Below are 20,686 nucleotides of genomic sequence, written 5' to 3' on the forward strand. Positions count from 1 at the left end.
GCGCGTTTAATCATACTGCGTATTCTGTCTGAATCATTGATGCCCTTTTTGACATACCGGGCAATATATTGCAGAACGTATTTATCCTCATCACCGTGGGTGCGTAATGACAGGTTCTCTACGGTCTGCAATATCTGACTCGCCAGCGACTGACGCTGGCGGGAGTGGGCTCTTATATCCTTAAACGACGGCTGAATCATAAAACATTCCGTAGCGCTGACGTTGTTGAATCCACCGGAGGGCGAAAGAAAAGCATAATGACTGTTAAGGTCGGCCGCGAATTGGGATTAATTTAGCGGCCGTCATAATCTCCCTATTTAATTGGTGGTTGCAGCATGTTGCTTCGCTTTCTCAATGGCGTGCGCGTCAAATATGTAATGCTCATAACCGGCGGTAACATTCTTCACTCTGTATATTTTACACTTGCCGCCCTCTCTTTTTAGGTAGACTCCAATTTGATACGTCTGATTGTTTTGTCGACCCAACCAAACATCGACGTATTCACCACCAAAACAGTTTTTAGCTTTTCCAACTTTCAATAAGGGGATCCAATCTGCTGAATAATCTTGCGCATATGTATAGTAATCGGTGTCGATAATCTCCTGCTCATAAATATGAGAGATAGTATTTAGTTGGGCTAGTGTATCCTTCGAAATATATTCATCCATCTTTTCAGGCGCAGGCTTTATTTTCCCTTCACTATTTGCAAACACGTTTAGATAGTAAGTGTAGAAATCTGAAACACGCCGTTCTGCGTTATCGCGTCCTGAGCTGCACGCGGTAATTGCAAATATCATGAGAACAACATAAAGGGCTTTCATCAATCCTTCCTGTACATTTGATGCGCTGGCTTTGACGAACGGTATCCAGGACCGCCCCAAAAATCCCGCTGTTTAAAGTCTGAATACCAATCCTGGCCGTCGTAAATAGCCATGTGACCGGCGGCGTGTCCTCCCGCGTAAGGCTGAATCACTACCACGTCGCCAGCTCTGGGGGATTGCGTTGAAGATATTTTTATAAACCCCGCAGACTCCAGCATTGGGCCGTAATCTTTGGCGTTTTGCGTGTTTGTTACGGTCACGCCCCCTGCCTTTATGGCCTTGCGCACATACGATGCACAGTTATTCGTTGGCCCCGGTTCGGCGTGATGTTTTGCCCCGTTTCCGGCGCTTCTTGTGTCCCATCCCATGATTATCATCCATTTCAGTTAGAGAAATTGCTAATAGATACCCAATTAGTTAGGAGGGTTAATCATTTAGTGCCACAGAAAGCGTAACGTGATAAGCGAGGCAAGTGCGCTTGACGCTGAGAGCAGGCGGAATCAATAGCGAAGGGATTGCCTAAACGAATTCCGAAAATAAAAGAATGCGGGTATCGGAATATGAGCGGGAAACAGGTCAGTAGCATTCTGGACGAGATGGTGTCTCCGACCCCTTAAGCGAGAAGGCAAAACGTAACGCTCGGGAACGTATTACTACAGTTGCCTGATAAAAGGGCCGAATAACCATTTTCGGCCCTGGCGTGCATCATTTTTTATAATTCTTTGGTGCTGATAACAGCATTTTTCGCATACGTTCCATGACGGTATTTAAGTCCACCGCGCGTTTAATCATACTGCGTATTCTGTCTGAATCATTGATGCCCTTTTTGACATACCGGGCAATATATTGCAGAACGTACTTGTCCTCATCACTGTGGGTGCGTAATGACAGGTTCTCTACGGTCTGCAATATCTGACTCGCCAGCGACTGACGCTGCCTGGTTAACGTGTTGACGTAGCTGGCCTGTAAGCCATCGCGCCGGGCGTTAAAGATATTGTATTTTTCAATAGCATGATGTTTTTTGACGATATTCGTCCGGTTGGCTAACAGATACTGAGCCAGTATTTTGCTATAGCCTGTGAGCATTGCGGCATGAAATATTGTCAGCGGCATATCGCATATTCTGATTTCAATTGTGCCCAGAGCAGGCTGTGGCCTGACGTACCAGTAAATATCTTTGATACTTTTAATGATCCCGACATCGACCATCTCGTTATAAAATACGACGAACTCGTCCCAGTTATAGATGTTTTCAATCAGTTCACTGTTCAGAAAGGCGTTCTGCCCGGTAAAGCGGGAACTTGAAAAAGAGGTATCCACGCCATCCAGCCACGGCGAAGAGGCGCTGAGTGCAACTAAATGGGGCAGGTAGGGAATAAGCGCATGACACAGATAAATGGCGTCATCGCCATCCTGAACGCCAATATGAATATGCTGCCCAAATACGCAGGCCATTTTGGTGATGTAGCCATAGCGTACGGCCAGATTTTGATGACGTTGTAAATCGCTAATCACCTGTTCTCGCCAGTCGCCATCTAAATGGCGGCCGCCGCCGGTAACATCGCAGCCGTGTTTTCTGGCGACTTCCCTGACGTTACAGGCTAATAAAGATAATTCTTCATGCAGTTTAAACACCGAAGAGTGTACTGAGCTGTTCAGTTCAATCATTGACTTGGTTAGCTCATGCTTTATTTGCTGAGTGTGCGCCATATCGGCCAGCACGATATCCGCTTTATCCACCAGCCTGGTATCGTTTCTGTCGATTAACTGGAGTTCCAGCTCGGTGCCCGTCGTAAACCGCAGTGAGCGGGTAAAAGGTAGAGATACCATAATGTCCTCTGCACTGAGTTGTTGTGGTTGGCCTGAAATTCTATTGTTAAAAGTGTAGGTCAGACGGTCATGCCTGCCAGAGGTGAATCGCGGAACCCTGATTACGGTCATAAAACCATTTTATTAGTATGGTTAATTTTTTGCGATATGACGAGAGAGAGTATGCTGTAGCGCGAGGACTGCTCAGGTATTGCCGCAGCAGTGTGGCCTGTTTTTGTGGAACACTTTAACAGGAGTCATCTTATGAGCTTAGCTATTACTAAAGTCGATTATCCGGTCAGTCAGGTTCGCCGGTATTTAGAACCGGGCCCGGTTGTGTTGGTGTCATCCAAATGGAACGGGAAGACCAATATCATGACGCTGGGCTGGCATACCGTTCTGGAATTTTCTCCCTCGCTGGTCGGGCTGATGATTTCGGGCGGCAACCACAGTTTTGAGATGATCCGTCATAGCCGAGAATGCGTGATCAACGTTCCGTTGACGGATTTGGCCGAGACGGTCGTGCGAATCGGCAACTCGTCCGGCGCTGACATCGATAAGTTTGCCGAATTTAATCTTACGGCACAGGAAGCCGATGAGGTTGATGCCCCGCTGATCCAGCAATGTTATGCGAATTTTGAGTGCTGTTTGTATGATGATGTGCTGGTGGAACGCTACAATTTTTTCATTTTCGAGGTCGTGAAGGCGCATGTGGCCACATCACCGGAACACCCTGAGACGATTCACTATACAGGGAAGGGGGAGTTCATGGTGTCGGGCAAGACAATGAATCTGAGCGCGCTGTTCAGGCCGGAAATGCTTATCTGAGCGTTTGCGGTGGCGCTCGTCACGGATAAATGGCAGAAAGCCCGCTTTTTAGCGGGCTTTCTGCCAGGGATCGCCTTCGTCAGTATTTTATCGGGAAGTCCGTGAAATCAGGAACAGAAATACCGGAACCCCGAGTATCGCCGTCAGGATGCCGACGGGTAATTCACGGGGCGCAAACAGCGTTCGGGCAAGCGTATCAGCCAGAACGGTAAAAGTCGCGCCGCACAGCATGGATGCCGGCAGCAGCGATCGATGGCGATGACCAATGAATATGCGGGCGATATGAGGCACGGTCAGCCCAATAAAACCTATTGCTCCGCAACATGCCACAATGACCGCAGTCAATAAGGTCAATAAACAATACAGGGCGAGCCTGATTGCGCCAACGTCCACACCAAGCGATGCCGCCGTCACATTGCCGAACGTGAGCACATCCAGCTCTATTGCCCGCCACCAGCAGAACATAAATATCGGCAGCAGCACCAGTGCGCAAAGCAGTACCTGAAGCCAGGACGCCTGTGCAAAGCTTCCCAGCAGCCAGAACATCACCCCTCGCGTGGTGTCTGCATCCGTTTTCCAGAGTGTGGTTAATGATGTGGCGGCGGAGAGAAGCTGTGTCACGGCGACGCCGGTCAGGATAAAACGGCTGGACTGGCCGGATAGCGATTTCCGCGCCATGAAAAGCACCAGTGCGAAAGCCAGCATCGCGCCGCAGAACGCTCCGGCAGGTACAGCGGCCCAGCCCGCACTGAGACCAAGCGCAATGACCAGTACCGCGCCAAACCCTGCGCCGGATGAGATCCCCAACACCCAGGGGTCGGCAAGAGGATTACGTGTCAACGACTGGAGCACCGTTCCGGCCAGCGCTAATGCGGCACCCGCCAGCGCAGCAAGCAGGGTGCGCGGCATACGCAGAGACCATACGATCCGCTGATGAAGCGTTCCCGCTGTATCGCTATGCCAGTAGCCTGCCAGTATGGCATTTGCCACGTCCTTCATGGAAAAGGTCACCGGGCCATACATAATGGCAATGCAAAACGCCAGCATCAGGGCCGGAAACAGCATGGAAAGGCGAAAAACAGGAGAACGCAGCATGATTATTTCCAGCCAGCGATCACATAATCATCCAGGAATTGCCAGAGAGTACCCGTTTCGCTAAAACCCGCCTGGCGCAGAGCGGTGAGCTGGAATTCGACCGTGGTGGGCAGTGGTGTCGGGCGGTCTTTAAAGATAGCGGTGCGCGCGTCCATCAAATCAGCCAGCTCATGATGACGGGTGGCCGATGCAAACCAGCTATCCCAGTCCTGCACTCCCGCTGTCCAGGCTTTTTTCTGCGTATCTTCGTCATGAAGCTGGGCAATCCGTTTCTGGCATGGATTGCAACTATCAAATCGCTGATGATCGGCGTTCATGAATAAGCCATGTTCATCCAGCAGGTTAAAGATGTTGCGATAAAGCGCGACCTGCTGTTCCGGCAGCAGCCAGTGGATGGCCGTGCTGGAAACAACGGCCTGCGGTTTGTCGGTAATAGCGGCAAAGCAATCCGCTGTTGCAATATCGCCGCTGAAGAACTGAATACGGTCACTGTATTCAGATAAGGCTTCTTTGGCCAGCGTAAGCAGAAGCGGGTCGAGGTCAATAGCCGTTACTCTTATCGCCGGAAAGCGATTCAGAAGACGCATGCTGAATGAGCCTGGACCACAGGCCAGATCCACCACATGGAATTCTTCGCCATATAGCATTGCCAGAACATCCAGCGCGGCGTTATAGCGTTCTTCACGGTGAGCGATGTAGGCGCTTTGTTGTTCGTCCCAGTTTTTCAGTAATTCGCGGGCTGGAAAGGTCATGTTGTTCCTTAGCGTGTATTTGTGTGACTAGTCGGTGAAGGGCCAGAACTGAACGCGCAGATGCGTCCATGTCATAGCCAGGTAAAATGATGTAACGTTTTGCTTTAACCGCCTTCATGCCTGCGGTGAGGGGATTACGTTCAAGAAAATCGATTTTGCTCCGGGCGCTGTCGCCATCTCCCCCTCTTTGCAGATCGCCCAGGATCAGGTAGTCAGGGTCCCGTTCGGCAATGACCTCCCAGCTCATGGCGGGCCACAGTTCAGCACTGTTATCAAAGATGTTTTTACTGCCGATGGTTTTGGTTAACAGCTCAGAAGCGCCATAACCACCCGCCACATAAGGTGTTGCCGTGCCGGAATACCACCACATGAGCGTTCTGCGTGGCAGTTTTATGCGGCTGTCAGCAGCGACCTGTTGCTTCAGTTCATTGATAAGCGCCTCTGCGCGCGGCTCCACGCCATATATGCGCGCAATATTACGCAACTCGTCGTAGATGCTGTCGAAGGTTACAGGCGCAGGAGGGCCACTTTGCAGGCCATTGCACATCCCTTCAATGAGCCAGCTTCCAATTCCCCATTCAGCCATCCTTTCACGACCGGCGGTCTCCGGGCTGTTAAACCAGTAGTAGCTGCCAGAATAGATAAAATCTGGCCGGGAACTCAGCAAAGCCTCTCCCGACCAGGGCGAACTGTCGAGACGTGCTTTTAGCGGTTTGTACCAGGGGGAGGGCGCGGTATCTTCATCTGGCCGATAACCGACAGCACTGATCACGGAATCTCCCAGACGTAATGCGAGCATGTTTTCCATTGCGGTCGGCATATAGACGATTGCCCGCTGTGGTACATGCTCAAACGTCCAGGATCTTCCGCAATTCTGCAACGTAACGGGATGCGCAAAGCTGGCGAAGGTTGCCAGCAATGCGAGGGAGGCCAGGCGTTTCATCAGAAGCGCATGTTGACATAGGCTTCGTAAGTTCGACCTGGCGCAATCATTTCCTGCCCTGTATAAGTACGCTGCCAGGTGTAAAAGCGATCCGTCAGGTTACGCACGCGGGTGCCTACGGTAACGTCCTTAATCACTTCATAATCGGCGTTCAGGTCGACAGTCGTGTAATCGCCCATTTTGTTTTTGTTGGCATCATCGTTATAGCTACTGCCAACATAGTGGAGCTGCGCGCCCAGCCCCAGTTTGCTAATCGGCATATAACGGCCAGAAAGGTTAGCCGTCCACTCCGGGATATAGCGCGGCTGATTACCGGAAAGGTCCTGCGTACCTTGTTTGAAATTGTCAAAGCGCGCATGGGTATAAGCCACATTTCCCGCCAGCGCGACGCTATCCAGCGGTTTAATCAATCCGCTGAACTCGATGCCGCGCGAAGTCTGCTTGCCAACCGCATTCCATACACCGGCCTGGACAGCCGATTGCTGATAAAGATTTTTTTTCTGGAGATCGTAAACGGCCAGCTTCATTTCGCCGTGGTCGAATGTCCCTTTTACACCGGCTTCATATTGCTGAACTTCTGTAAGTGGCAGGGACGTTTGTTCAGGGCTGATAAAGAAGATATCGCTGCCGGGCTCTTTACCTGTGGAATAGTTGGCATACACCGTCCAGTTTTCGTTAATGGCCCAGCTCGGCCCAATACCAACACTCATAAAGCTATAGCTACGATTGATGGTTTTATTGTCCTGCTGGTAATTCCAGTGCATATCCAGGTTGGTATAGCGCAACTGGCTTAACAGGGCGACAGCATCAGTGATATTCAGATTGTCTTCCAGCAGCAAGGCATACTGGTTCTGAGTGATGTGACGAACAGGTGAGCGCATCTTGCCACCCGCACCGGTGCGAAAGTCATTGGAGGCGGGGTTGGTCAGCAGAACCTCTTCGCCCCCCGGGAAGCCGTTAGAATAGTACTGGAATTCGCGTTTTGAAAAATCGACACCCGCAGTCACGCGGTTGGCGAATGATGCAATCGGGTGATCCCAGGTGACCATAGTACGGTTGCCCGTCAGCTTGTCATCATGAGCAAGATCGCCATAAGAATCACGGGTAACATAGCCCGCTTTGTTTGACGGGTAATAGCGTTCAACGTTCTGCCATTCGCGGAAACCTTTGTAATAGTAGAACTGGTTATCAAAGGTTAAATCAGGCGTCGCATACCAGGACTGGGTCGACTGGAATGAGGTTGCCTGGCTGCGGATATGCGCATCCTGAATGTTGTTGTAGTTTACATGGCGCAAGTCGCGATCAACGTTGCCGTTGATGACAGGCGTCCCGAAATAGGGATTGCGCATATCCGTTAAGCTACGATCGATGTCAAAAGTGACCTGTGTGTTATCGGTCGGCGTCAGCAGGAGCTGTGCGCTGACGCGCTTCGGGCGACTGCGATCTTTATCAACCTGAGTGCCGGTATTTGATGCGCTTACATCCACGCGGCCAGCAGCTATACCCTCAACAAGCGTACCGCCCGCGCCGATGTGGGCGCGATGGCTGTTATAGCTTGACCAGCTATAGTCAGCTTCTACTGGCTGTCGACCAAAGGTTGCTTTACGTGATATCAGGTTGACGCTGCCACCGGCAGAACTCAGACCATTTAAAACGGAGCCTGTGCCATACAGGATGTCCACGTTTTCATAATGAACCGGGTCGGCGATTTGAATGGTGCTACCGGGTACAGCCACGCCGTTTAGCAGCCAGGAAACGCCGGAGAAGCCGCGCAGTGAAACGCTGTTTGAGAGCGTAGGTGAGCTGGTGCCGGACATGCCCGGGGCGGTCTCAACAACCTCGGTGAGCGTGCGTTTTCCCTTAGCCGTAATGGTTCTGGCGCTGATGGTTTCAGTATGGCGTGGCGTTTGCTTATCGGTCAGACCGAGACGTGAGGCTGAGCCGGATGAAAGACGTGCCGAGTCGGATTCGGCGGAATAGTCGGATACGTCACTGCCGGTGACGACGATGGTTTCATCTGCTGCATAGGCCAGAGGCGAAGTATTTACTGCTACTGCGAGAGCTATCAAAGAAGGCTTAAGTTTCATAGGTTGGCATTACATTATAATGGATATGTTATAACATAACATATCTCATAAAGAAAAAAAGTAGGCAAATGAGAACAAGTGGGAAGGGGGCAGGAGAGGTCTGTGGGGGTGTCCAAAAACGACAGGCATCAAAAAAACCGGCAATCCTTATCAGGACAACCGGTTCAATTTAACTGCTGCTTTTAAAACGCCTCAAGACTCACTGAGATATCTCGAGACTAAAATCTGGCTCCTCTGACTGGGATCGCCTTTGCCAATAACTGGCTAATATGTAAGCTAAACCTGAAAACTCTCCCTGTCAAGACCACCAGAATGACCACCAATCAAAACTGATTTGAGCAGTCTCATGCATTTGGAGAACGCTACTATTGTTACATCTACAATTCAATCGCCACGGGTTTAACAGACACCTCAGAGTCCATTAAGATGGCTTAAAGAGAGGTGCCCATGAGCGGTATGAGTCGCAATGTCTTCATGGGGAGGTGGATGCTTTTCCTGGACTGATCACTCTGTGCGCCTCTTATAAATATTTTTTCAGAATACTGGCTGTTGACAGTGGTAAATTGAGTGGGTTTCAGTTAGAAAATGTTATTAATAAAGTAACGGAGGGACAGGATGATAATCGCGCATGAGGCCAGCGCATCGACCGCTAGCTATCTGTATCAGGGTCGCTACGCGTTGCTAAAAAGACTGAAAGTTACTGTTAGCAGTATAACATGTTTTTTACATAATATGTTCTGCTATGCGAAACGTATCAGTCAATGGGTCGTGCAATGCAATGTTATGTAACATTTACAAACTCCCTCTCTTTAAGGATGCTGTCGGGTGTTGTTCGATATAGAGAAAATCAAAGAGCTACTTCGTGAGTTTCCTGGACTGACAGGTAAGCAAATAGCCAAAAAGCTTGGGTATCCTGATAAATCTGCCTTGAATTCATTTTTATACAGCAATCTAGAGGGCCTCAAACAGGTCGAATGGAAATGGTATGTAGAAGATGAATATGTGTTGGTTTTGGATGCTGACGTTTGGATCGATGAAGACATTTTTGAAGCTAACTTATCGGCTGCAGGCTGCCTATTGGGCGCTTCAGCAAACAGGTGCAGAATATGCTTCCCGGAGAATTGCCGGATTTTATTGGCAGCTGGTGCGAGAGTGATTGCTCTGTCAAATCAGGCTGCTTTTTTGGGGAAGGCGATCGAACTGGATTTCAGTAAATGTCCATCGACGAAAGACTTTTTGGATCGATTGGGCTTTTTTGACCATTTACATCCGGATGTAAGGGTCCAGCCAGAGAGGCCAACGGAATCTAGGGCAAAACGCTACCGGGGAAATAATGACAATCTGGTTGAGATAGCATCCATTAACTTGGATGATTTCGATGATTCAATTCCGGTGAAACTGACTAAACAATTCGCGCTCCATGCCGGCCAGGAATATTACATGGCTGTGTTTACAATTTTTTCTGAGCTCATTGGTAATGTACGAGATCATAGCGAGACTCCTATTCCTGGGTTCGCGGCGTTGCAGTTGTACAAGGGGAAGCGACGTCATATCCAGACTGTAATTTCAGATAGTGGTTTAGGCATAGCAACAACTTTGAAACGAAACCTTAAAACATATTACCCTGAAATTTTTAAGGAACTTGAATCTTTATCCGAAGATCCTGACATATTTTTGGTTAAGCATGCACTAAAAAAAGGTGGGTTGAGTCAGTTTGGCTCCGCGCCTGATGAGGCAGCTCGCGGACTGGGATTGAAACGGTCTCAAGAGTTGGCCGCCAGATATGATGCAGTTGTGCTGGTTCGACAGCCAAACTTCGAGTTGAGAATCATATATAAAGACGGTGAACTCACCGACATTATAGGGAAAAAAGGGTTGGCGTTGATCAAAGGTACCCAAGTTTGCTTTGATTTTTTTCTTAGGCTATGATTAATGTCATCTCCTTAAATTAACCATAAGAAGCAGGCTTGTATGAAAGTCAAACTGCTGGAACTCACTGAAAACAATGACCACCCATTTGGAAATGTTTTGGGACGGGAAGTGTTTAAGCGACTTCAAAGAGTTGTTGACTCACATCCTAGTTGCAAGGCATTTGAAATTTCTCTTGAAGGTATCATCGCTACCGATTCTTCCTTTCCGCGGGAAAGTATAATTGCACTTGCAAAACAGCTTTGTGGCGAAAAGTACTTCTTTATCACAGATGTCAGTTCTGTAGATCTCATTGATAACTGGGACTATGCGGCAATAGCAAAGCAGCAGTCTTTGATTGTGATGCTTGATAAGGAAGTGCGTATCATTGGTCCTGAAGCAAAAAGTTCGACAAAGGCATTGCTCGATGTCGTGTTAAGCCGGGATGGAGCCAGTACCGCCAATGTTGCTAAAGCCCTCAATATCACTGTACAGAATGCAAGTACAAGGCTCAAAAAGCTTGTAAGTGAAGGACTTATTATGCGTTCAGAGGTATCATCACCAACAGGTGGTATTGAGTTTATCTACACTGGCCCCGGAATTTCTGATTAAACAGGTTGATTTAACCAGGATGGGTGGTATATAGTCAATTTCATGGGCAATGATTTTTATTGCCCTCTGGTTAAACAGCTTTATTTAATGAGATTTGGCGGCAATGCCACTGTATAAAATACCGGAGGTACTTATGAACGACCTGCAATCACAACATCCCCACCATCGTATCATTGAGGTGGCGGACGAGAGCCTCGCTTACCGTCAGGTAATCGTGGATGATAACACGCCTACCGGCGCACAGATTTCAGCTGCATCAGGGTTTAAACCTGATCAGCTACCTGTAGTGCTGATGTTGCTTTCTGATGGCTCTCTGGAGGACATCCGTCCCGATGAAGTTGTGGATCTTGGCTCTGAGGTTCGCCGCTTTATCATTGTCGAGTCAGACCGCACCTATTTGTTTACTATTGATGGCACTCGTATGGAGTGGCCATGTCGTTTAATTACCGGCTATGTTGTCCGTAAACTTGGCAATGTTGATGATAATAAAAAACTGTTACTGGAGCGTGAAGACGAAGCTGATCTCGAAATCCAGAATGACCAGTTTATCGATCTGGATGGGGATGGTATTGAGCGCTTCATTAGCAGGAAGGCATCATGGAAACTGAATGTTCAGGGTAAGGAATTTATTTTTGATACCCCGACAATTGTAATCCGTGACGCCGTTATCCGTGCAGGGCTGAATCCCGGTCAGGCATGGCATATTTTCCTCAAAGTCGAAGGACAGCCTAAAGTTGAGAAGAATATTGATGACGTCATTGATTTGCGTACGCCTGGCATTGAGAAGCTGCGCCTTACGCCGAAAGATGTGAATAATGGCGAAGCATCCGGGGTAACCCGTCGTGAGTTCAGTTTGTTACCTGCAGATGAGCAATATCTTGATGGAATGGGATATTCCTGGGAAACCTACCTGAACGGCAATGCTCGCTGGCTGATTATCCACGATTATGAACTACCGGAAGGGTATAACCATCATAAGATTAAACTGGCTCTGTTGATTACCTCCGGTTATCCCGTAAACATGCTGGATATGTTTTACGTATATCCGCCACTGTCGCGGGTCAATGGCGTCAACATTCCAGCGACGGAAGCTACGGCGGTTATTGATAGTGTCGCGTATCAGCGATGGTCCCGCCATCGCTCATGGGATCCTGAAACAGATTCCGTCATCTCTCAACTGGCGATGGCGGATGGTTGCCTTCAAAAGGAGGCCGGACAATGAGCACCGGGAGTCGCCTGATATTGACGCAGGAGCTTCATGCCTCACTCCGGAAACATCTGTTCCCGGGAGACGGAAAAGAGGCTGCTGCAATTCTGGTCTGTAATCGTTACGACGGTACTCGTCTGAAGCTCCTGGCTAAGAAGCTCATTCTTGTTCCATATCAAGAGTGTAAATCCAGGGCGATCGATTTTATTTCTTGGCCGGGTAGCTATCTGGAGAAGGCCATTGATACTGCAGAAGAAGAATCGATGTCAATTATCCTCGTCCATTCGCATCCTGGTGGTTTCTTGGCTTTCTCTGATATGGATGATGCAAGTGATGTGCAGACTATGGCGTCACTTTTTCAGGGCGTTAATACCATTCATGGTTCGGCAATTATGATTCCTGACGGGAATATGCGTGCACGTTTCTACCGGGAGGGGAAGTACTCTGAGAATGTGGAACTGGTAACCGTCGCGGGTGATAATATTCACTACTGGTGGGACGGGCTCGCTGAGCCACGACCGCCTGCAATGGCTTTTACATCGGGGATGACGGACACTTTTAACAAGCTCACCGCAGCTGTCATTGGGGTATCCGGTACAGGGTCGATTGTGGCCGAGCAGGTAGCAAGGCTGGGCTTTGGCGAAATTCTTTTGATTGATCATGATCATATAGAAAAGAAAAATCTGAACCGGATCCTGAACTCGACCCTTGAAGATGCGATGCTCTGTCGACCAAAGGTAGACATGTTCGCGGAAGTTATTAAGCGTATTCGTGGGGGCGATATTGCCCGGCCCATTCACAATACTATTTTCTCGCGGGAGGCCGTTCTTGCTGCAGCAAACGCAGATATAATCTTTTGCTGCGTTGACACCTACCATGCCCGAATGATTGCAGATCGTATTGCTTCTGCTTTTTTAATCCCATTGCTTGATGTGGGGGTGAAAATTCCGACTCATGTTGATCCTGACGATGGGCGAAAAATTACGGACGTGACGGGCCGGATTGATTATGTAAAACCCGGTGGTTCTACTTTATCTGATCGTCATGTGTATACACCTGAGCTTATATACCGGGAAAACCTGAGCGCGAAGGATTATGAAGATCAGGTCGGGAGAGGCTACATCACGGGGGTTCAGGAAGAGGCACCATCAGTAATCACCCTGAATATGCGAGCGGCATCGGCTTGTGTGTCAGAATTTATCGCAAGGTGTTTCCCTTTTCGCGAATATCCTAATAAGAGATTTGCCCGTATTATGTTCAGTCTTTCAGGTGCCGAAGAAGACTATATCGATGAAAGTGATATAGAGAAGGCGCTGAATCCACGGCTTGCAGTCGGATGTGAAGAGCCTCTTTTGGGGATCCCGGAACTGGGAGGGAAATAATGTCTATTTTCGACAGGCTGTTCTACTATGTCTTATGTAAACTGGAACCGTGGCTTCCGCCACGGCGTCTGAAAATTATCAATGGAGACTCATTACCCACAAAGATGCCTTTACGTTCAATTATTCTTGCCAGAGATGGGGATGAAGACTGGTGCATCGGATTCAGGTGCCCTTGTGGATGTTGTCGTACTATTGAACTACTTGTTATAGATGAAGCCAGCCCTCGATGGGATTACTCTTTAGATAATAATAATTTACTCACGCTGCATCCGTCTGTATGGCTTAAAGACGGCTGTAAATCTCATTTTTGGCTAAAAAAAGGACGAGTATTTTGGGTGTAAATATAATGGTGAAGTATTAATTTATTTTGGCCTGAAATATAGATTGTGGCTGTTTATGACGCGGATAAAAAGATAGATATTTTGGATAATATTTTAATATGATGCGTAATTTATAATCACATTAAAGTGGAACTATGCCATGCCTATTTTTCTGCATTATTGTAGGTAGGGAATGATTTACCTCATCATCAGATACTTGGTTGGATCTTTTACTGTAGTGATATATTGTAATCAACCGATAGATGAAAGATTTTTGGTAAGCAGCGTTTGTATATTAAGTATTTTAATCCTCAGGGCGGCAACTTATGTTTGACAATATATTTAGCGTTGAATCCATTATTTCCTTAGCAGTAACTATTACGGTTAGCTTTGCTGTTACCTTTAAAGTCATAAAGTTAAATCTAACTATAAAAAACAAATCGCATACTATTAAAGGCGACGGGAATAGCATCGAGCATAACGAATTCAATATCGTTATGAAAGATGCTCAAGGTGAATTTAGGAATCTAAGTTTATGTCTTGGTGGGATTATTATTTTACTACTTCCATATTGCGGCTCTTTTGTCAATTATTTTTTGTATAATTTTTCACGTATTGCTCCTTACTTTTGTGTTGTTGGTATTGTTTTTACCCTATGGGCTAGAGGCTTTACTAATCGGTTTTTTGATTGTTTCTATATTGTACCGACGCTATTTAATGTTTATTTCGCATCACGCGCAGCTGAAAATTCATATTATTTTATGAGCCATTTTGATGGCTTATACGATAGAATTTTAAGCTCTTTTGGTTCTATTCTTTTTTCTGCGGGAAAGTTTGAATACTTTAGTAACTCAATTTTATATTTTTTAGAACAGATCGCTATTTTTTCATCCATTATAGGGTTTGTAACGGTGTCTGTAATGTTGTTGTATGCAACTTTTGGTTATATAAAACAACGCAGTTTCTCCAGTGCACTTACATTCGCTTTAAAAAATTGCATATGGGGTTTTACAGGTTATCTGGCTGCTTCTGGGATTGTATGGGGTTTGTTTTATGGACAAAATCAGTATATTGCAAGTATTTTCGAGCCTGCAATTCAGTTGATAACCGGTTTGTTTAACATCAGAACTCCACTTTATTAATTTTAAGTATATCTCATGGGAGGGGAAATGGGCGAACTCATCACGCTTGCTATTTGGTTTCTTGAGCAGAGAGTCGTATTTTAAATATAGGTTTTAATCTTCCGCTAGGTTGATAGTAATACTTTGAGTTAATAAATAAACTTCAATGCAATAGAATTATCGATGAAATTCATAACTTTACAACGGAAATGCTATTCGAGTTGGGGTTATTTATTATACACCTGGATAACACAGCATATATCAGTAACAAGAAAGTTTTTGATTCGATAATTAAGCCTTCTTTTCTGCTGTGCCAGCATAGTCACACTTTTAGCTTTTCAAATGTTATCTGTGTTTCGAGACGAACTACTGCTTTCGGCCTAAATCTTTCATAACTTGGTATCTGGCGAGGTGGCACGCAGCGCTCGCCATTGGTCGTATTGCGACATTTAGAGTTATATCAATTGTGTTCTCGCGGTCAAACCTATGCACTCATGGTCGGGGAATATGATACCCCGGTTACGGCACTGTGACCTGTTTCAAGAAGTTTCTCACCTCGGTCTGGGTGGTGGTAGATAAACTGTTCGCGGTGTTCAACAAGCAGACAGCTTTGGCTCGGTTGTGATTGATGCCGGAACGAGGCAATTTAAGAACAAACCGCCCCCGGTTAGCAGGATCGCCTCGCCCGGCAGGAAAACATGCTAGCATCAACAAGAACCTCCTGTTAATGCCAATTCCCGACTCATTACCACCAATCTATTTTCACCGCTGCGGAGTAAGGGCCGCTATGCCCGGCTATGCAGGGGCAGGTTTTTTCTCCCGTGCGCTTTCCGTTCTTCATATCTGCTTCCGGTTAATCGTTTCCCAACACAACCCGTCCTGCAAGGGTAAATGGCACGCATGCTGCGCCCTTGCAGGGCAGAACGATGCCGGGAAAGCGAACCGTCAGGCGATACGAAGACGAAAATCACACACTGACGGAGAAAAAACGATGACGATTTCCCTGCATACCACCCGGACAAGCGCCTCTAACACCGCAGCGGCGACCAGCGTATCCCCGCTGGAGCAGTCAGGCTCCTCAAAAACGAAATTTTCTAAAACCAGAACGGACATTTATCAGACCGTTACCGACAACATCATTGCAGCACTTAAAAGCGGTGTAAAACCGTGGTCCTGTCCGTGGCAACGTGCATCGGGCATGTCTGGTCTGCCATCTAATTACGCAACCGGAGCAGCCTACAGCGGTATTAATATCATGCTGTTATGGTGCAGCGCATCTAGACAGGGTTTCAGCAATTCTCGCTGGATGACCTACAAACAGGCACAGGCAGCAGGTGGACAGGTTCGCAGCGGTGAGCATGGAACAACAGCCATTTTCTACACCACGCTGGAGAAGGAAAACGAAGCCGGAGAAATTGAACATATCCCGATGCTGAAAACTTTCACCGTATTTAACGTTCAGCAAATCGACGGCCTGGCCCTGACAACTGAAACAGTCAGCCCGGAAGCAACCTTTGACCCGTTGCCGCAGGCTGAAAACCTGTTCAGGAAGAGCGGCGCAAACATCATCGAGAAAGGACAAAATGCTTTTTTCAGCCCATCAACAGATGAAGTCTGGCTACCGGAGCGCCATCTGTTTTCGGATGCGGCTAATTTCTACGCTACCGGCCTGCATGAGCTGGTTCACTGGAGTGGGGGTAAAAAACGCCTGAACCGTGAAATGAAAGGGAAGTTTGGCAGTGCGGATTATGCAGAGGAAGAACTTGTTGCGGAGCTGGGAAGTGCCTTTCTGATGGCGGATCTGGGGATTGATGGCGAAGTACAACATGAAAGCTACATTGCTTCCTGGCTGAAAGCGCTGAAAAACGACAGGCGCTATATTTTCAAAGCGGCCAGCGCCGCCTCTAAAGCGCATTGTTATCTGATGAATAAACTCTGAGTCCGGAGCCGGACAACCGCAAGGGAATGTGGTTACATGGTTTTTACCGGCAACGCTGCGAGGTGCAGACTGAGGCGGAACGCAGCACAGCGAGTACCGAACAGCCTACGCCTCGCAGTGGAATAAAAAAATATTCCGGCCTGGCGGTATCGCCGCCAGCCCGGTGAGGCCATCACGATGGCCTGAGTCAAAGCTTACGTATAACTGTCTAATGACAGGCGCTTCAGTTCATCAAGGGTATAAATGCGAAACACCCGGCGGTGACGTTCTTCCAGCGGGACGTGCTGATGGTTGATGATGACATGTTTGATGCTGTCAAACAGCAGTTCAAGTGCCCGTTTTTTCTGTGGGTCAGGCACAACATAAAAAACGTAAATCCACTGCTTGCGGGTACGGGCCAGCAGGTGGCTGGCAATAATCGACTGGTAGCGGGCTCGGGTTTTCAGGCGGCGCTCGGTTTCAATGGCAATAACGTTACCGTCGGGCAGCGTCAGTAATCCGTCCGGGCGATGTTTTACCTGATACTGGCTGAGAAAGGTGGCCCGGTCGCCGTTAATCCATCCCGAAGCGCCTTTCTTCTCCAGAATAAGCCTGGCGGCCTGATTATCAAGATGGTGCTCCAGCGTCCAGCCGGTGATTTTTGATGGTTCAAACCGCGCAGGAAAGATTTTATCATTCGGGGTTAACACCACCGCCAGCCCGTCGCTGGTGATCCCCCATAATGAAATCCTGATTGTCCGTGATTCAAGCATATGCTTCTGGATTAACCCCATTCGCTCCGTTTTTGCCAACAGCGAATAAAGCGACTTATGATCCCGGAAACCAAATAACAGCATCAGCGTTTTAAAATCACTGTAAGTTTCTTCTTTCAGGAAGTTCAGCAGTTGTTTTATTTTTTCGTTGTTACGCGTCTGGCGCTCGTGAAAGGACGAAATCAGCATAACCGCTCCTTAAAAATCCAGCGGGGACAGGTGTTCTTCATCATCAGGTTTCGGCTTTACCGGTTTTACTTCGCTTTCGTCGAAGAAAAGAGCCGGTTGTGTTGTCATCACATCCGTCATGGCGGGTTTATCATCCTCGCCAAAATCCAGCATGATCTTCACCGGGGCTGCCCCTGCGGCAATATCAGGGGAAACCGAAAAGATTTTTAGCTGACGCTTTTTGACCTTTATCGGCGAGATCAATGAAGCAGAAGGTAGCGTTTTTGTCGTAAAGATAAAGTTGACAAAATCGGGCAGGTTCAGGATCATATTGCTGTCAATAAAGAAACGTTCGGCCTGGCGGATTGTGCGCTCACTGTCGATGGTTTCCGTCAGCATATTATCCGTCTTAGCCTTACGGAGTTCGTCATCCACCAGGATCGTGCCTGACATTCTCGCTACCCATTCCGCTGTATCCGGGTCCATAACCCGGTAAACCAGTTTGAATTTGGCATTTTCAACGACCGCGCCGACTACGGCGTCGCCTTTCAAATCTGCCGGGCAGTCTTTTAAATCGGCAATCGACTGATGGTCCATAATAATATGCACGCCTTTATCGCGTGCAGCACCTAAACCTTCCAGCGCGGGTCTGGATAAATGGTATTTCAGTTCGGAAAGATAAACAGCAATGGGGAGGGGTACGTCTGTTACACGGTCGCGCCTTTCTGCTAACTGGTACAGGCGAACCAGTAACATGCGCTGGGCTGTAATAATTTTGCTGTTTCGCATGGAGCCAATAACATAGCAACAGCCGCCCTCATCAAATATGTGCTTAAGCGAAAAGCCTTCTGGTGAGTTAATGGCATTGAGTAATGCCAGCTCTTCAATCTTACCGAAAAATGCTTTGATTTTTTCGGCAATGCTCTGAACGTAGTCACCGTTATAAACATCACGGAGAGTTGCCGATGGGTTATCACTGACAAATTGTGCGGCCATACGTGCGGCTTTTCGGTCATCAATACGATAGAAGTCCGATTCCTGTCCTTTTTCCGCCAGGCTGAAACCGGCAACAAACAATTCTTCCAGTTCATCTGGCGTGATATCTTCAATCAGGTTTAACTGGTATTGCTGTTTCCGCAGGTCAATCAAAGCAAAAGGCTTGCCTGCATCCTCGCAGGCTTTGCGGTAAAGATGCGGTGCCCATTCATCATCCTTGGGGTCCATAACAAACACACCTTCACCGGCCAGAATGCTTTGATATAGCAATATGCCAGCGGCAACCCCTTTACCGGCTCCGGTTGTACCGATAATATCCGCGTGTTGTCTCTGCCAGTCTTTTAACGGGAGATACATTGGTTCGTTCTCCCTGTCCATGCCAGTAAAAATGCCTTTTTTCAGGTCGATATAATCCAGCGGGTTATAATGCAGAGTTTCCGGCAGAAGGGATTTTACGGTGCGGACATCAGTGCGCAATTCCCGTTCAAGGGTGGTCTTTTTAACAAGACGTTTCTTTATTTTGTCCAGTTCCGGTGTGAATACCCTGCGCAGCAGAATATGAAAAATAAAACCCGCTACAGTGAAAGCAATCCGTACTGACCACGCCAGTACCGTATTATCACTGGTGAGTCTGGTCTTATATAGCCACTGAAAGGATCCGATAATTATCGGAGCCAGTGTGCCAGAGAGAAAACACAGCAGGGAAAAAGCGATAATCAGCCTTTTCCAGAACGGGGCATTCTGCCGTTCATCGCTTTTCATCGACGCAAAAAACGGCATCGTCAGCCCCGCTAATAACGCCAGTATCAGTTGTTGCTGTTGCATAAAAGCGAGCAGCGCCAGCATCCCGTTCACTATCGGCGACAGTGAAGCGGCAAGCTTATTTAAAATCATGATGCCTCCTTCGTCAGCAGTTCGCCCCATGACATCGCCCCGTCAGTTCGCCCCACGGTGCCGGGCGAAAAGGCGGGGCGAGCGTATGGGGTAAAGAAGGTGGCCGCTGTGCGGCCATGTGCCGGAAAGCATGCTTCCCGGTACGAAACGGCGTGCGCCGGTACATGCGGGCTGGACGCCCTTATTGCCTGCCGCATGGGGGTAATGTCGTGGCTGAACGCCGCGCCAAAACCCCCAGGGTCAAAGGCGGCACACCGTCGCCCGCTACGCGCGACCACCCCCTTTAAGACGGTCGCTTTCGCCTTTTTCTTCCCTTTGCTCGTTCCTCGCAGCGGGAATAAAAGGGAATCTGACCTTTAAAGAGGGTGGTCGCGCCACGCTACCGGCTTTGGGCCGGAGACTTAGCGGCGACGGTGTGCGGGGCTGTGCCCCCCGGGTAAACCGCTGTCGTGGGCGACAGCTTTTCGCTCGCCGGGGCGGCGAAATTTATCCGGCTCCCCCCGGCCTGCAAAATCCGCGTGGGCGCGGCTGTTTGCAGGTGAGGCGCGGTGCCTGAATTATTTTCGCTCCTTAACCCGCGAAAATAATTCTGTCCGCTGCCTCATTTTTACGGCCCCTGTTTCTTCGCTCCTTAATCCGCGAAAAACAGAAGCCGTAAAAACCTGAAAACCGTCATGCTCTGTGCCCGTCTCGCCAGTATTAACCACGAACGCGGCCATATTTATTGATGATCTGAACGATAGTAGCCGGGTCTGCCGAATCACATTCACTCAAAAATGATTTTCTGGCATCGGCCGTATGGTCAGGAAGAAAGCCGTGTTTATTCTTTTTCACGATATTAAAGAATGCCCGTTCAGCGGAGTGACATTCACTGCCGCCGCTGTTTCCCGTTGTTTTACCGTACATGCATAAAACCACTTCGCATGCATCAGCGGCCATTGCGGATGTTGAACATGACGCCATAACGCCGAGAAATAATAAGGAGAGTATGACTTTCTTCATTTCAGTCACCAGTATGATTAATGAAAGGTTGCGTATTTAGGGTAATGTTA

Annotated in this window: 19 protein-coding genes; 8 read left to right on the forward strand and 11 right to left on the reverse strand. The window is 48.2% G+C overall.

The window, feature by feature from the left end:
* The 4 genes from OGX80_RS19000 to OGX80_RS19015 all read right to left on the reverse strand — a co-directional run.
* Nucleotides 1-200, reverse strand: a 200-nt coding sequence (locus OGX80_RS19000; protein ID WP_502873590.1) for a hypothetical protein, incomplete at its 3' end; no start/stop codon positions are given.
* A gap of 117 nt (nucleotides 201-317) precedes the next feature.
* Entirely contained in the window at nucleotides 318-821 is a 504-nt protein-coding gene (locus OGX80_RS19005) for a YqhG/Tai3 family protein (protein ID WP_286471383.1), read from the reverse strand.
* Nucleotides 821-1,189, reverse strand: a complete 369-nt coding sequence (locus OGX80_RS19010; protein WP_181397031.1) for an NlpC/P60 family protein — start codon at nucleotides 1,187-1,189, stop codon at nucleotides 821-823. The genes OGX80_RS19005 and OGX80_RS19010 overlap by 1 nt, the downstream gene beginning before the upstream one ends.
* A gap of 337 nt (nucleotides 1,190-1,526) precedes the next feature.
* The gene (locus OGX80_RS19015; protein ID WP_047462784.1) at nucleotides 1,527-2,651 is read right to left on the reverse strand and encodes a YbdK family carboxylate-amine ligase; all 1,125 of its coding nucleotides are present in this window, start codon (nucleotides 2,649-2,651) and stop codon (nucleotides 1,527-1,529) included.
* 243 nt (nucleotides 2,652-2,894) lie between these two features.
* Between OGX80_RS19015 and OGX80_RS19020 the strand changes: the two genes are divergently transcribed.
* Nucleotides 2,895-3,458: a flavin reductase family protein gene (locus OGX80_RS19020; RefSeq protein WP_104868499.1), complete on the forward strand. Its 564-nt coding sequence runs from the start codon at nucleotides 2,895-2,897 to the stop codon at nucleotides 3,456-3,458.
* An 87-nt stretch (nucleotides 3,459-3,545) separates the two neighbouring features.
* Here OGX80_RS19020 and OGX80_RS19025 read toward each other — a convergent pair whose 3' ends face one another.
* The 4 genes from OGX80_RS19025 to OGX80_RS19040 are packed head-to-tail and all read right to left on the reverse strand — an operon-like array spanning nucleotide 3,546 to nucleotide 8,335.
* Complete coding sequence (locus OGX80_RS19025) at nucleotides 3,546-4,523, reverse strand: FecCD family ABC transporter permease (protein WP_180961894.1); 978 nt, start codon at nucleotides 4,521-4,523, stop codon at nucleotides 3,546-3,548.
* Nucleotides 4,524-4,555: 32 nt separating this feature from the next.
* Nucleotides 4,556-5,305: a class I SAM-dependent methyltransferase gene (locus tag OGX80_RS19030; protein ID WP_115181453.1), complete on the reverse strand. Its 750-nt coding sequence runs from the start codon at nucleotides 5,303-5,305 to the stop codon at nucleotides 4,556-4,558.
* Nucleotides 5,235-6,248 (reverse strand): ABC transporter substrate-binding protein, encoded by a 1,014-nt coding sequence (locus OGX80_RS19035; protein ID WP_115181454.1) that lies wholly within the window; start codon nucleotides 6,246-6,248, stop codon nucleotides 5,235-5,237. Before OGX80_RS19035 ends, OGX80_RS19030 begins: the two co-directional genes overlap by 71 nt.
* A complete protein-coding gene (locus OGX80_RS19040; protein WP_115181455.1) occupies nucleotides 6,248-8,335 on the reverse strand; it encodes a TonB-dependent siderophore receptor in 2,088 nt (695 codons plus the stop codon). Before OGX80_RS19040 ends, OGX80_RS19035 begins: the two co-directional genes overlap by 1 nt.
* 825 nt (nucleotides 8,336-9,160) lie before the next feature.
* On the opposite strand from OGX80_RS19040, the gene OGX80_RS19045 reads away from it, so the two are divergent.
* From OGX80_RS19045 to OGX80_RS19075, 7 genes are all read left to right on the forward strand, one after another.
* On the forward strand, nucleotides 9,161-10,264 hold the full coding sequence (locus OGX80_RS19045) for a hypothetical protein (protein WP_115181456.1): 1,104 nt from the start codon (nucleotides 9,161-9,163) through the stop codon (nucleotides 10,262-10,264).
* Nucleotides 10,265-10,306: 42 nt separating this feature from the next.
* Nucleotides 10,307-10,855, forward strand: a complete 549-nt coding sequence (locus tag OGX80_RS19050; RefSeq protein WP_115181457.1) for a winged helix-turn-helix transcriptional regulator — start codon at nucleotides 10,307-10,309, stop codon at nucleotides 10,853-10,855.
* Nucleotides 10,856-10,988: 133 nt separating this feature from the next.
* Nucleotides 10,989-12,077: a multiubiquitin domain-containing protein gene (locus OGX80_RS19055; RefSeq protein WP_115181458.1), complete on the forward strand. Its 1,089-nt coding sequence runs from the start codon at nucleotides 10,989-10,991 to the stop codon at nucleotides 12,075-12,077.
* Nucleotides 12,074-13,444: a ThiF family adenylyltransferase gene (locus OGX80_RS19060; RefSeq protein ID WP_115181459.1), complete on the forward strand. Its 1,371-nt coding sequence runs from the start codon at nucleotides 12,074-12,076 to the stop codon at nucleotides 13,442-13,444. The genes OGX80_RS19055 and OGX80_RS19060 overlap by 4 nt, the downstream gene beginning before the upstream one ends.
* On the forward strand, nucleotides 13,444-13,785 hold the full coding sequence (locus OGX80_RS19065) for a ubiquitination-like system serine protease family protein (RefSeq protein WP_115181460.1): 342 nt from the start codon (nucleotides 13,444-13,446) through the stop codon (nucleotides 13,783-13,785). Before OGX80_RS19060 ends, OGX80_RS19065 begins: the two co-directional genes overlap by 1 nt.
* Before the next feature lie 305 nt (nucleotides 13,786-14,090).
* Nucleotides 14,091-14,906, forward strand: a complete 816-nt coding sequence (locus OGX80_RS19070; RefSeq protein WP_115181461.1) for a hypothetical protein — start codon at nucleotides 14,091-14,093, stop codon at nucleotides 14,904-14,906.
* A gap of 970 nt (nucleotides 14,907-15,876) precedes the next feature.
* Nucleotides 15,877-16,824, forward strand: coding sequence for an ArdC family protein (locus OGX80_RS19075; RefSeq protein WP_142757147.1), 948 nt, complete (start codon nucleotides 15,877-15,879; stop codon nucleotides 16,822-16,824).
* 194 nt (nucleotides 16,825-17,018) lie between these two features.
* Here the strand turns inward: OGX80_RS19075 and mobC are convergent, their stop codons facing one another.
* The 3 genes from mobC to OGX80_RS19090 form a co-directional block, all read right to left on the reverse strand.
* Nucleotides 17,019-17,765 carry a MobC family replication-relaxation protein gene (gene mobC, locus OGX80_RS19080; RefSeq protein ID WP_076738077.1) on the reverse strand — a complete coding sequence of 249 codons (747 nt, stop codon included), beginning with the start codon at nucleotides 17,763-17,765 and terminating at the stop codon, nucleotides 17,019-17,021.
* Between the two features lie 9 nt (nucleotides 17,766-17,774).
* The gene (locus OGX80_RS19085; RefSeq protein WP_115181463.1) at nucleotides 17,775-19,634 is read right to left on the reverse strand and encodes a type IV secretory system conjugative DNA transfer family protein; all 1,860 of its coding nucleotides are present in this window, start codon (nucleotides 19,632-19,634) and stop codon (nucleotides 17,775-17,777) included.
* Between the two features lie 699 nt (nucleotides 19,635-20,333).
* Nucleotides 20,334-20,636, reverse strand: a complete 303-nt coding sequence (locus OGX80_RS19090; protein ID WP_115181465.1) for a TrbM/KikA/MpfK family conjugal transfer protein — start codon at nucleotides 20,634-20,636, stop codon at nucleotides 20,334-20,336.
* Between the last annotated feature and the right edge of the window lie 50 nt (nucleotides 20,637-20,686).

Source organism: Citrobacter sp. CK194 (genome assembly GCF_030333395.1).
Taxonomy (GTDB): Bacteria; Pseudomonadota; Gammaproteobacteria; order Enterobacterales; family Enterobacteriaceae; genus Citrobacter_B; species Citrobacter_B koseri.